Here is a 12725-nt window from a genome sequence, read left to right on the forward strand (position 1 = left end):
CCTCAGGCGCTGATGACGACGTTTGCGGCGCTTTCCTTCAGTTCCTCGCCGAAGGCGCGCTGATACTGCTCGGCCACCAGCGTACGCTCGAGTTCGTCGCACTTGTTGAGGAAGGTGACGCGGAAGGCAAAGCCGATATCGCCGAAGATTTCCGCATTTTCCGCCCAGTTGATGACGGTACGGGGGCTCATGACGGTCGAAAGGTCGCCATTGACGAAGGCCGAACGGGTGAGGTCGGCGACGCGCACCATGTTGGACACGGTCTCGCGGCCCTCGGCCGTCGCGGCAAAGCTCTTCACCTTGGCGAGGATGATGTTCACCTCCTGCTCGTGCGGCAGGTAGTTCAGCGTGGTGACGATCGACCAGCGGTCCATCTGTGCCTGGTTGATCTGCTGCGTGCCGTGGTAGAGGCCGGTCGTGTCGCCGAGGCCGACGGTGTTGGCGGTCGCAAACAGGCGGAAGGCCGGGTGGGGGCTGATGACGCGGCTCTGGTCGAGCAGGGTCAGCCGGCCCGACGATTCCAGCACGCGCTGGATAACGAACATGACGTCCGGGCGGCCGGCATCGTATTCGTCGAAGACGAGGGCGACGTTGTGCTGGTAGGCCCAGGGCAGGATGCCGTCCTTGAACTCGGTGACCTGCAGGCCATCCTTGACGACGATCGCATCCTTGCCGACGAGGTCAATACGGCTGACATGGCTGTCGAGATTGACGCGCACGCACGGCCAGTTGAGACGCGCTGCGACCTGCTCGATATGGGTGGACTTACCCGTGCCGTGATAGCCGGAGATCATCACGCGACGGTTGTGAGCGAAACCGGCGAGAATGGCGAGCGTGGTGTCGCGATCGAACAGGTAGTCGGTATCGATGTCCGGCACGTAAGGATCGTCGGCCGAATAGGCGGGAACCTTCAGGTCGATATCGATGCCGAATGTCTCGCGAACTGAAACGGTGGTGTCCGGTCCGTTGGAATAATCCAGTTCAATCTTGCTCATCATGTCTCCAGCGCGGCGTCTCGGGCAAACCGCTTGAAATGCTTGTCTCTGCTTATGATTGTTGTCTGAGAAACGGTCCTAGCAGAATCCGGACTGCTTTAACAATTGGTACGCCTGCACGACGGCGCGAAAAATCTCTTCAGAACCGCGATCGCCGCCATTGGTGTCCGGGTGGTGCTTCTTCACAAGGGCCTTGTACTGCTTCTTGATGTCATCCGAGGTTGCGGACGCTGTCAGTCCCAGTGTGTCGAACGCCCTTGCCTCCAGCGTCTTCAGCTTGCGTTCGCGCTTCGGACGTTGCGGCCGGGCGCCTTCGCCGTCATTGACGAAACCGAAGGGGTCGCGCATGCGCGAAAATGACGCGGCATTTCCGGCCTTCTTGGAGCCGTTCAGCGGCGCGCGTCGGGTATCGCCGTTGACGCCCACGGTCCAGGTCGGGCGGTGGCCGGTCAGCGCTTCCTTCTGGTAGCGCGCGATCTCGCTGTCGGAGAGACCATCGAAATAATTGTAGCCCTTGTTGTATTCCTTCACGTGCTCAAAGCAGAAAAGGAAAAACTGGCCCTCGGCGTTGCGACCGACCGGCGCGCGATGCTTGCCGGGCTTGTTGCAGCCGTCCCATTGGCAGACCGGGTTCGCAGCTTCCTGCTCCGCCCGCGTCGTGGTCGGGCGTTTGCGTTTGGTGCGCAGGCGGTCGAAATATTTGGAGTCAAGATTCATAGCGCTTGATTATGGCCTTCTGAAACCGTCACAACAAGAATTGACAACGGGTTTTGTTACTGGCTTCCTGACCGGTTAACGCGCCCGGGCGCCAAGAAGGAGCAGAAAATGACAATGGCAGCTCGAATTGAAGACAGGCTGAGGAGCCTGTTCAACCCCGAGCGACTGGAGCTTAAGGACGAAAGCGGGCAGCACGCCGGCCATTACGATGACCCCGACGCACCCGAGATCACCCATTTAAGGATTCGGATCGTCTCCGGCAAGTTCGAAGGGCTGAATCGCCTAGCCCGACATCGTGCCGTCAATGAGGCACTCGGCCCGGAATTCTCCGAAGGCCTGCACGCGCTCGCGATCGAGGCGGCCGCTCCGGGCGAGAAGACGCGGTGGTGATGCCGGCGGCGGCAGTGGATTTTTGCGCTTGATACGACCACAAACCTTGCAGCCTTCTATCTCCCTCCTTGAGGGGGAGATCGTTTCCGGAGAGGCCGTTTAACGCGCGACTTCAGAGGCTTTTCCCCGACGATACTCACTCCGCCGGCGGCGTTGCCGTGGCGGCGGCTGCGCCGCCGAGGGGGCGGATGCGCAGGCGGGTGATGCGGTTCTTTTCCCGTTTCATCACCGTGAAGCGCTTGCCGTAGAAGGTGAATGACTGGCGTTCCTCGGGGATCGTCTGGCTTTCGTGGATGACGAGGCCGGCAATGGTCGTCGCTTCCTCGTCCGGCAGGTTCCAGTCAAGCGCGCGGTTGAGGTCGCGGATCGGAACCGTGCCGTCGACGACGATCGAGCCGTCGGCCTCCTGCATGACGCCGGAGATTTCGAGGTCGTGCTCGTCGGCGATATCGCCGACGATCTCCTCGAGAATGTCCTCCAGCGTCACGATGCCCTGCACCTCGCCATATTCGTCAACGACGACGGCGATATGCACCTTGCGGCGAAGAAAGGCGTTGAGCTGATCCTTGAGGTTGGTGCTGTCCGGCACGAACCACGGCTTCTGCGCCACCTTGACGATGTCGATGGTCGAAGGGGCGGCGTGCGGCTCGGCCAGCGCGCGCGACAGGTCCTTGGAGTGCACGACGCCGATGATGTTGTCGATCGAGCCGCGCCAGACCGGCAGGCGCGTGTAGGGGCTTTCAAGCACGGTCTTGACGGCGATCTCGGGTGGGTCGTCGGCATTGACCGCGCGCATGGCGGTGCGGTGGATCATCACATCAGAGACTTCGAGCTCGCCGAGATCGAGAACGCCGCCAAGGCGGTCGCGGTCGGCCTTGATCACCGAGCCTTCCTTGTGCAGCAGGTCCACGGCGCCACGCAACTCGTCATGGGCCGACAGCATCGAGGTGCCCTTGGTGAGGGTGACGCCAAACAGGCCGAGGATCAGCCGGACGATCATGTTCACCAGGCTCGAGAGCGGGCCGATGATCATGAACACGATCCTGACGGCCGGCGCGACGGTGAGCGCGAACCGGTCGGTGGCCGAGATCGCCCAGCTCTTCGGCAGAACTTCCGCGAAGATCACCAGCAGCGCCGTCATGATCAGCGTCGCATAGGCCACGCCGCTATCGCCGAAGATGCTGAGGAACAGCGTCGTCGTCAGCGACGAGGCGAGGATGTTGACGAGGTTGTTGCCGATCAGCAGCGCGCCGATCAGGCGGTCGCGATGGCTGATCATCACATTGACGAACCCGGCGCGCCGGTCGCCCTGCTGTTCCAGCGTGTGCATGCGCGCGCGCGAGACCGCCGTCAGAGCGGTCTCCGAACCGGAGAAGAAGGCAGATACCAGGATCAGCGCGGCGATGATCGCAAGCGTCCCCCAGTATTCGGATAGAAAGTGCGAAATATCGCTGATCGTCATTGCGGATGTTTTTCCGTGAGAAAACTCAACACTTCGGAGGGCGGTACATCATCGGCGATGAAGGCCTCGCCGATGCCGCGGGTGAGAATGAAGGTGAGCTTGCCGCCCTTCACCTTTTTGTCCTGACCGATTGCATCCATCAATATATCGGGCGGCGGGAGCTTCCCGTCAATATCGTGCATGGAGGTTGGCAGGCCCGCGGCCTTCAGGTGTGCCGCGACGCGCTTTGCATCATCGGGGCTCGCAAGGTTCATCCGCGCGGAAAACTCGTGCGCGAGCACCATGCCGATCGCCACGCCCTCGCCATGGACGAGACGGGCGCTGTCGTAGTTGGTCGCGCGCTCCAGCGCGTGGCCGAAAGTGTGGCCGAGGTTGAGCAGCGCCCTCGCGCCGGTCTCGCGCTCGTCCGCCGCGACAACCGCGGCCTTGGCCTGACAGCTGCGGGCGATCGCCTCGGTGCGCTCGATGCCGCCGGAGAACACGTCGGCCCGGTGCTTTTCCAGCCAGTGGAAGAAGTCGGGCTGGTCGATCAGGCCGTACTTGACCACTTCGGCATAGCCGGCGGCAAATTCGCGTGGGCTCAGCGTGTCGAGCGTCGCGGTGTCGGCGATGACGAGGTCGGGCTGGTGGAAGGCGCCGACGAGGTTCTTGCCCTGGCGGGCATTGATGCCGGTCTTGCCGCCGACCGAACTGTCGACCTGCGCCAGAAGCGAAGTCGGCACCTGGATGAAGCGCACGCCGCGGCGAACGATGGCGGCGGCAAAGCCGGTGAGATCGCCAATCACGCCGCCGCCGAGCGCGATCACCGCGTCGGAGCGCTCGATGCGGGCGTCGAGAATAAAGTCGGTGACGGCCGTCAGGTTGTCGAAGCTCTTGGTCTTTTCACCCGCGGCCAGCGTCATGGCAAAGGTCTCGATGCCGTCCGTCTGCAGGCTTTCGGTCAGCGCGTCGAGATAGAGCGGCGCGACGTTCGCGTCGGTGACGATCGCGACCTTGCGGGCGGAAAGCCGCGCCAGCATCTCGCCGCCGGCATGGGCAATGAGATCGCGGCCGATGAGGATGTCATAGCTGCGGCTTCCCAGATCGACGCGGACGATGCGTTTGTCGGCGACCATATCAGGCATCTGAATTCGTTCCTTCATTCTCGGCGAGGCCGGCAAGCGCCTTCAGCACGTCGCGCATTACCGTTTCCTTGCGGACATTGCGCGACCAGACGGTGAGCTCCGCCTCGGCATAGACCGGATAGCGCTTGTCCATCAGTTCCTTCAGCGTCTGCTTCGGATTTTCGGTCTTGAGAAGCGGCCGCGTCTGGCGGCGCTTGACCCGATCCCACAGCGTTTCGAGATCGGCCTTCAGCCACATCGAGAGACCCGAGCGGGCAATCAGCTCGCGGTTGACCGGATTGATGAAGGCGCCGCCACCGGTGGAGACCACGGCCGGACCTTCCGCCAGGATACGCTCGAAGACGCGGGTTTCGAGCGCCCGGAACTCGGGTTCGCCATAGCGGGTGAAGAGTTCCGATACCGTCATCCGCGCGGCCGTCTCGATTTCCTGGTCCGTGTCGATATAGGGAAGGTTAAGCGTGTTGGCGACAAGCTTGCCGATCGCAGTCTTGCCGGCGCCCATGAGACCGACCAGAATCAGGTTGCGGCCCGCGAGGCCGGCAAGTGCCTTTTGACGGAGCCCTGGTTTACCCGAATCTTGTTTTGCGTTCATAGTGCGCCCAATCTGTTCCCGCCACGTATCGGCAAATGTCCATTGGGCGTCAAGACGAGGCGGCGAGAATCGCGGGCTTTCCGGAGGGAAACGGCATTGGCAGAGACGCTTGACCTGTCGGGCGCGCATATCGAGGCATTTCTGGAAATGCTGAGCGCCGAGCGCGGTGCCGCCGGCAATACGCTTGAAGCCTATGAGCGCGACCTCGATGATTTCCGCGAATTTCTCGGCCCCCGCAAGGTGACGGCCGATGCGGCGGCGAGCGCCGATATCTCCGCCTATCTCGGCGACCTCGCGCGCCGCGGCTTTGCCGCCACCTCGCAGGCGCGGCGGCTTTCGGCGCTGCGCCAGTTCTACCGCTTTCTCTATGCGGAGGGTCTCCGCCAGGATGATCCGACCGGTGTCATTGATGGCCCGAAAAAGGCGATGCCGCTGCCGAAGACGCTCTCCGTCGCCGAGGTCGACCGTTTGCTGCGCCAGGCGGAGACGGAAGCCGCCGAGCCCGGCCCCGGCCGGTTTGAACGGTTGCGCATGGCCGCCCTCCTCGAAACGCTTTATGCGAGCGGCATGCGGGTTTCCGAATTGGTGACGCTTCCCGCCTCGGTGCTGAAGCGGAAGGAGCGCTTCCTCACCATTCGTGGCAAGGGCAACAAGGAGCGGGCAGTGCCGCTGTCGCGCCGTGCCATTGCCGCGCTCGAAGCCTTCGATATCGAACGACGGGCGGTCGGTGAGGATGAGGAAAATCCGTACCTGTTTGCCTCCAGAGGGGTTGCCGGCCACCTTTCCCGCCAGGTCTTCGCCCGCGACCTGAAGGGCCTTGCCGCGCGGGCCGGTCTCAAGGCTTCGGCAATCTCGCCGCACGTGCTGCGTCACGCTTTCGCAAGCCATCTGCTGCAGAACGGAGCGGATCTGCGCGCCGTCCAGGAATTGCTCGGTCATGCAGACATATCCACAACGCAGATTTACACGCATGTCCTTGAAGAACGGCTGCGCGAACTCGTGGAAATGCATCACCCCCTTGCAAAAGATGTGAAAAAACGGGATTAAGCGGCACAATATCGTATGGAAGAGCCTCAGGGGACGCGCCCCGGGCATGTCGGACAAACCACGGAAAGTTCGAAAATGTACAGCTATCTCGATTTCGAAAGGCCGATTTCCGATCTTGAAGCCAAGATTATCGAGCTCAAGAAACTCGCTTCCGAAGACGAGAGTATCGACACCACCGAAGAGATTGCCCGGCTGGAGACCCGCGTCAGCGAGGCGATGACCGAGATCTACCAGAAGCTCAATCCGTGGCAGAAGGCGCAGGTCGCCCGCCACCCCCAGCGTCCGCATTTCGTCGATTATGCCAAGCGCCTTTTCACCGATCTCACCACGCTCGCCGGCGACCGGAATTTCGGTGAGGATGCCGCGATCCAGGCCGGCTTTGCCCGGTTCCGCGGCCGCCCCGTCGCCTTCATCGGCGAGGAAAAAGGCCATGACACCAAGAGCCGTCTCAAGCACAATTTCGGCATGCCGCGTCCAGAGGGTTACCGCAAGGCAATCCGCGTCATGGAGCTGGCCGACCGCTTCAACCTGCCGGTCATCTCGCTGATCGATACGCAGGGCGCTTATCCGGGTGTCGGTGCCGAAGAGCGCGGGCAGGCCGAGGCGATCGCGCGTTCGACGCAGATGTGTCTCAGGCTCGGCGTGCCGATGGTCGCGCTGGTCATCGGCGAGGGCATGTCCGGCGGCGCCATCGCGATCGCGGCCGCAAGCCGCGTCTATATGCTCGAACACGCCATTTATTCGGTGATCTCGCCGGAAGGGGCCGCCTCGATCCTGTGGCGCGATTCGACCCGCGCCAAGGAAGCGGCAACCAACATGCGCATTACCGCCCAGGACCTGAAGGGCTTTGGTGTCGTCGATGAAATCATTCCCGAGCCCGTCGGTGGTGCGCACCGCGCGCCGGATACGGTCATCGACGCCTCCGGCGATCAGATCGCCGAAGCGCTCGCCGGTTTCGACGGAATGTCGGCCGAGGAGATCAGGAACGAGCGTCGTCAGAAATTTCTTGCGATCGGCCGTAACCTCTGACGCGTGGAGCCTGTGCGCATTTCCTCGGGCGCGGTTGCAGACCGGACAAGAAAGAGTTAACGGTTTCTTGACGGTTATTGTTCCAGTATAGTCGCGAAGGCGCCGTGCCGGAAGCAGGGCGCCGCGAGGGAAAATCCGGCAGGTTCGATCCATGCGTTTGCGAATGATAGCCCCGATTGTATTCGCCGGTCTGGCGTTGACGGGGTGCAACAGCTTCTTTGACAGCACCGATTTTGCCACCGTGCAGGACAAGATGAACTATGCCCTGCCGTCGCCGGTCGTCGCCCGCATGACCGCGAAGAACATGGACAAGTACGCCCCGATTACAATCCGGATCTTCAAGGAGGAGGGTATCCTCGAAATCTGGAAGCAGAAGCGCGACGGTACCTACGGCGAGCTGGAATCCTACGAAATCTGCGCCTGGTCCGGCTCGCTGGGGCCGAAGAAGAAAGAGGGCGACCGACAGGCGCCCGAGGGCTTCTATCCGCTGTCGCAGGGCCTGCTGAACCCCTATTCGCAGTATTTCCTGGCGATCAACACGGGGTATCCGAACCGTTACGACCGCGCCAACCAGTTCACCGGCTCGGATCTGATGATCCACGGTGCCTGCTCCTCGCGCGGCTGCTATTCGATGACCGACGAGCAGATCCTGGAAATCTTCGCCTTCGCCCGTGACGCCTTCAAGGGCGGCCAGCAGTCGATCATGCTGCAGGCCTATCCGTTCCGCATGACCGCCGAGAACATGGCCCGCCATCGCTATAACGACAACTATCCGTTCTGGCAGATGCTGAAGGAAGGCTACGACTATTTCGACGTCACCCATGTGGTGCCCGATGTCGACGTTTGCGGCGGTCGCTACGTCTTCAACAAGGACCCGGTCAACGGCGCTGCGATCGCTTCCGATCAGTCCTGCCCGGTGATGACATCGAATGTGCCGGCGAGCCAGGTGGCGCTGCTGACCGAGTACAAGTCCAAATACATGACCGACTTTGACAAGGCGCTGTCCAAGGACGATGGCCGTGTCTGGATCGATCCGACCGAAGCCGAGCGCAAGGCGCTGGTCGCCGACACCCGGCCGGACCCGATGGATGCGCTCTACCAGCCGACGGGACCGTCGCTTGAAGCCGGCCGCTTCGTTTCGCTCGAGCAATACCGCATCGCCAAGTATGGTGCGGTGGACGTGCCCGACACGATCGACACCGCGACCCAGACCGCAGCCATTCCGCCGGCGTCCGACGCGGGAGCGGCCGTTGCCTCGGCGGCTCAGCCGGTGCCGGCACCTGCCGATCTGCCTGTCGCCGTTGCGGATGTTCCGATCCCCGAGCGCAGCCCGATCACGGCCTATGCCGAACCCGAACCGGTGAAGGAAAGCAAGCCGTTCTGGAAATTCTGGTGACGCAGGCCACGCGCCGCTACGACCTCAGGGGACTGAAATGTCCTTTGCCGGCGCTGAAGACCGGCCGGCGCCTCGCCGGGCTGAAGCCGGGTGACGTTCTCGAGGTCGAAACCACCGATCCGCTCGCCATTATCGACATTCCCCACCTTTGCCAGCAGCAGGGCCATGTCCTGCTGGCTTCGGAAGAAACGGCAACCGGTCACCGGTTCACGATCGAGCGCGGCGCGGTATTAACGTCTGAAGCCGAAGGCTGAGAGCGGGTTTTCCTCCAGCGCCGCGCGGTCGGGCCTGTCGATGCCGGGCCGGCCCGTGAAGGCGGCAAAGAGCTCGCTCACCGGCGCTTCAGGCAGGTCGCGGGTGATGACGACGATCCGTGTCAGTCCCTCGCTTCCCGGTGGCCAGGCCTCAAGCCTCGACGGCGGATAGACCATGTCGCGCACGCCATGGACGACCAGCGGCCGGGCCATGCCCTCAACCGCGACGACGCCTTTCAGCCGCAACAGCCGGTCACCATGATTTGCGGCCAGCCGATGCTGGAAGGCTTCGATAGCGCCCGGTGCAAGCGGACGGTCGGCGGCAAGGGCAAAAGCGCGGATATGCTCGTCATGGCGATTGACGTCATGGTGATGGTGATGATGGGCGGGCTCTGCCGAAAGCCAGTCGCCGACAGCATCCGGCTTGCGCGCAAGATCGAACAGGCCGGCAGCCAGCAGGCCCGGCCGCACGGCTTCGCCATCCGCCACATCGACGATCTTTGCCATCGGGTTCAGCGCCGTCAGCCTGTCCTGCAGCGCGTTTGTCTGTTCTGCCGATGCGATATCGGTTTTGGTCAGCACGATGCGATCGGCCACGGCGGCCTGGCGCACAGCCTCGATATGGCCGTCGAGCGTTGCGAGGCCGGCGAGCGCATCGACGAGCGTCACCACACCATCGATCCGGAAGCTTGCGGCAATGGCCGGATGCGCCATCACCGCCTGCAGGACCGGCACGGGGTCGGCAAGGCCGGTGGTCTCGATGATCACCCGGCCGACCGGCCTGACCCTTTCGGTCTGCACCGCGTCCAGAAGGTTGGCGAGCGTGTCGATCAGTTCACCGCGCACCGAGCAGCACAGGCAGCCGTTCGAGAGCTCGATGATGCCGTCGCCGGCGCTTTCGACGAGAAGATGGTCGATGCCGATCTCGCCGAACTCATTGATGATCACCGCCGCATCCGACAGTGCCGGGTCACGCAAGAGCCTGTTGATGAGTGTGGACTTGCCGGCGCCGAGAAAGCCGGTGACGATCGATACGGGAATGGGGTGGGGTAACTGATACATGCATTTGAACCTGTCACTGCACCGGCCGCGCATAGGGCAGCGGCACGATGGTGAGACTGTCGAGTGTGCTGGAGGCCATTTCCGTGTCGTTCGGCAGGCGGAAGGCGTCGACCGTGGCAAAGTCATCCGGAATCGGCTTCAGATAGGGCGAGTTGAGCACATAGTCGCCGTCCTCGTCGATCAGGCCCGCCTTGGCTTCCATTGCAGCCTGCGAACAGGTTGAGGAGGTGATGTCGGCGACAGCGGCGTCCACCGGTTCCGTCGGCAGATAGCCGGAGATCAGCGGCCCGTTGCGTTCGGTCGTGGTGAGGCCGGCCTGCAGCAGCTTGGCGGAAAGCTCCGCGCGCTCGGGAATGGTCATGGTTCCGAGCGCCACGACGACCACGGCTTTGCCATCGCGGGTCGCCGTGGAGACCTGGTTGTAGCCGGAGGCGCAGACATAGCCGGTCTTCATGCCCGTCGCGCCATCGAAGTTGCCGATCAGCAGGTTGGTGTTGCGGTAGCGGCCGCTGTTGCTGGCGATGCCCGGGATCTTGAAATAATAGAGATATTCCGGAAAGTCCCGTTCGATCGCAAGCGCCAGGACCGCCATGTCGCGGGCGGTCGTATATTGGCCGGGCTGCGGATTGCTCATCGAGGACATGCCGTTTGCATTGACGAAATGGGTGTCGGCCATGCCGAGCTTCGCCGCTGTCGCATTCATGCGCTGGATGAAGACATCACGGCCGCCAGGAGAGCTTTCGGCCAGAGCGCGTGCAGCGTCATTGGCGGAATGGACGAGCATCATCTTCAAGGCGGAGTCGAGTGTGACGCGCGCGCCCGGCGCGAAATACATTTTCGTGGCAGGCTCGTTGGCGGCGGCGGCCGAAAAAGTGACGACCGAATTCTTGTCGAGAAGCCCGGCCTTGATGTCGGAAAAGGCAAGATAGGCGCTCATCAGCTTGGTGAGAGACGCCGGGTACCAGCGCCGGAAGGGCTCTTCGGCAAACAGCACGCGATCGGTATTCGCGTCGACGACGATATAGGGATTGGCCGCGGCCTTTCCCGCAAAGCCGGACGCGAGCGCGGCCGCAAGCGCGAGAGCCGCCATGGTGAACGCTCTTCTCCGGTTGCCCGCTATCGAGGTATGCTGAAACACGAATCTGTCTCCACTTGCCTGCCGTCCGTTATCCATATACCCCTTGTGCAACAGGACCGGTTCGCTCCGGCCCGCCGCTCCCTAATAGGGTTCTAGCGCGTTTTACATGGAATTCTAAAAAAATGCAGGGGTATGCTTAATGCCATTGTTGAACTCTGCCGTGAAGCTCCAGGAGGAGGCTCGAGACTGGCGGCGGCACCTTCACCAATATCCGGAGCTGCTTTATGACGTCGACGGCACGGCGGCCTTCATAGCAGAGAAATTGCGGTCATTTGGTGTCGATGAGGTCGTCGAGGGGATTGGTCGTACAGGCGTTGTCGGACTGATCCGCGGCCGCGGCGAGGGCGGCCGGGTGATCGGACTGCGCGCCGACATGGATGCGCTTCCGCTGGTCGAGAAGAGCGGCAAGGCATGGGCGTCGACGGTCAATGGCCGGATGCATGCCTGCGGCCATGACGGCCACATGGCGATGCTGCTCGGCGCTGCAAAGCACCTTGCCGAGACCCGCAACTTCAAGGGCGCCGTCGCCCTGATCTTCCAGCCCGCCGAAGAGGGCGGCGCCGGCGGCAAGGCGATGATCGACGACGGTCTGATGGAGCGTTTTGCCATCGACGAGATCTATGGCATGCACAATTTTCCGGGCCGTCCGGTCGGCACATTCGCGATCCGTCCGGGCCCGATCATGGCCGCGACCGACGAATTCCGCATCATTGTCAGGGGCCAGGGCGGCCACGCGGCCCAACCGGACAAGACCATCGATCCGCTGCTGATCGGCAGCCAGATCGTCCAGGCGCTGCAGGTGATCGTCTCGCGCAACATCGGCCCGGTGACGCCGCTGGTCGTCTCCGTCACGGAATTTCACGCCGGCTTTGCCCACAACATCATCCCCGACGACGCCGAGCTCGGCGGCACGGTGCGTTCCTTCACGCCCGAAAGCCGCGACCTTGCCGAGGCACGGATCGGTGCGATCGCAACCGGCATTGCAGCCGCCCATGGCGCAGAGGCCGAGCTTCGCTATCACCGCAACTATCCGCCGACCGTCAATCACCCGGACGAGACGCTTCATGCTGCTGCGGCCGCCATCGATGTTGCCGGCGAGGCATCGGTCGATACCGATTTTGCCCCGTGGACGGCCGCCGAGGATTTTTCCTACATGCTGGAGGCCCGTCCCGGCGCCTTCATCATGCTCGGAAACGGCGATACCGCGGGCCTGCACAATCCCGCCTACGATTTCGACGACGAGGCGCTGCCCTACGGCATATCCTACTGGGTGCGCCTCGCGGAAAGCCGGCTCTCCGCCTGAAAAACACCGGAACAGCCCACCCAAATCAGGGCTTTCCTTCTCGCCGTCTCTTTTGTATTGAGGGGCGAGTGGTCCCGTAGCTCAGCAGGATAGAGCATCAGATTCCTAATCTGAGGGTCACGCGTTCGAATCGCGTCGGGATCACCATTTTTTCTTATTGGTTTCAAATGTTTACGAGTTTCATATTTCTCGCGCCTTTTCCGAGAAATTTCCGGG

General features: G+C 62.6%; 13 protein-coding genes and 1 tRNA gene. 7 read left to right on the top strand and 7 right to left on the bottom strand.

The window, feature by feature from the left end; translation table 11 throughout:
* Positions 1–2: 2 nt before the first annotated feature.
* Positions 3–995, bottom strand: a complete 993-nt coding sequence (cobS, locus tag TM49_RS11860) for a cobaltochelatase subunit CobS (protein WP_045685169.1) — start codon at positions 993–995, stop codon at positions 3–5.
* Positions 996–1073: 78 nt separating this feature from the next.
* Positions 1074–1712 (bottom strand): J domain-containing protein, encoded by a 639-nt coding sequence (locus tag TM49_RS23730; protein WP_045681489.1) that lies wholly within the window; start codon positions 1710–1712, stop codon positions 1074–1076.
* 108 nt (positions 1713–1820) lie between these two features.
* On the opposite strand from TM49_RS23730, the gene TM49_RS11870 reads away from it, so the two are divergent.
* The gene (locus TM49_RS11870; RefSeq protein ID WP_045681491.1) at positions 1821–2102 is read left to right on the top strand and encodes a BolA family protein; all 282 of its coding nucleotides are present in this window, start codon (positions 1821–1823) and stop codon (positions 2100–2102) included.
* 136 nt (positions 2103–2238) lie between these two features.
* Here the strand turns inward: TM49_RS11870 and TM49_RS11875 are convergent, their stop codons facing one another.
* The 3 genes from TM49_RS11875 to TM49_RS11885 are packed head-to-tail and all read right to left on the bottom strand — an operon-like array spanning position 2239 to position 5280.
* Entirely contained in the window at positions 2239–3564 is a 1326-nt protein-coding gene (locus tag TM49_RS11875) for an HlyC/CorC family transporter (RefSeq protein WP_045681493.1), read from the bottom strand.
* Positions 3561–4688: a 3-dehydroquinate synthase gene (gene aroB, locus TM49_RS11880; RefSeq protein ID WP_045681495.1), complete on the bottom strand. Its 1128-nt coding sequence runs from the start codon at positions 4686–4688 to the stop codon at positions 3561–3563. Before aroB ends, TM49_RS11875 begins: the two co-directional genes overlap by 4 nt.
* Complete coding sequence (locus tag TM49_RS11885) at positions 4681–5280, bottom strand: shikimate kinase (protein ID WP_045681498.1); 600 nt, start codon at positions 5278–5280, stop codon at positions 4681–4683. The genes aroB and TM49_RS11885 overlap by 8 nt, the downstream gene beginning before the upstream one ends.
* Before the next feature lie 96 nt (positions 5281–5376).
* Between TM49_RS11885 and xerD the strand changes: the two genes are divergently transcribed.
* From xerD to TM49_RS11905, 4 genes are all read left to right on the top strand, one after another.
* Complete coding sequence (gene xerD, locus TM49_RS11890; protein WP_280136239.1) at positions 5377–6327, top strand: site-specific tyrosine recombinase XerD; 951 nt, start codon at positions 5377–5379, stop codon at positions 6325–6327.
* A gap of 75 nt (positions 6328–6402) precedes the next feature.
* Entirely contained in the window at positions 6403–7356 is a 954-nt protein-coding gene (locus tag TM49_RS11895; protein WP_045681500.1) for an acetyl-CoA carboxylase carboxyltransferase subunit alpha, read from the top strand.
* Between the two features lie 151 nt (positions 7357–7507).
* Positions 7508–8752: a L,D-transpeptidase family protein gene (locus tag TM49_RS11900; RefSeq protein WP_045681502.1), complete on the top strand. Its 1245-nt coding sequence runs from the start codon at positions 7508–7510 to the stop codon at positions 8750–8752.
* Positions 8749–9006: a sulfurtransferase TusA family protein gene (locus tag TM49_RS11905; protein ID WP_082074715.1), complete on the top strand. Its 258-nt coding sequence runs from the start codon at positions 8749–8751 to the stop codon at positions 9004–9006. The genes TM49_RS11900 and TM49_RS11905 overlap by 4 nt, the downstream gene beginning before the upstream one ends.
* Here the strand turns inward: TM49_RS11905 and TM49_RS11910 are convergent.
* Positions 8983–10068, bottom strand: coding sequence for a CobW family GTP-binding protein (locus TM49_RS11910; protein WP_045681506.1), 1086 nt, complete (start codon positions 10066–10068; stop codon positions 8983–8985). The genes TM49_RS11905 and TM49_RS11910 overlap by 24 nt on opposite strands.
* Before the next feature lie 13 nt (positions 10069–10081).
* Entirely contained in the window at positions 10082–11158 is a 1077-nt protein-coding gene (locus TM49_RS11915) for a D-alanyl-D-alanine carboxypeptidase family protein (RefSeq protein WP_045681508.1), read from the bottom strand.
* 187 nt (positions 11159–11345) lie between these two features.
* Between TM49_RS11915 and TM49_RS11920 the strand changes: the two genes are divergently transcribed.
* The gene (locus tag TM49_RS11920) at positions 11346–12509 is read left to right on the top strand and encodes a M20 aminoacylase family protein (protein ID WP_045681510.1); all 1164 of its coding nucleotides are present in this window, start codon (positions 11346–11348) and stop codon (positions 12507–12509) included.
* Positions 12510–12579: 70 nt separating this feature from the next.
* Positions 12580–12656 (top strand) — tRNA-Arg (locus TM49_RS11925).
* Positions 12657–12725: the final 69 nt, after the last annotated feature.

It is taken from the genome of Martelella endophytica (genome assembly GCF_000960975.1).
In the GTDB taxonomy this organism is placed as follows: domain Bacteria; phylum Pseudomonadota; class Alphaproteobacteria; order Rhizobiales; family Rhizobiaceae; genus Martelella; species Martelella endophytica.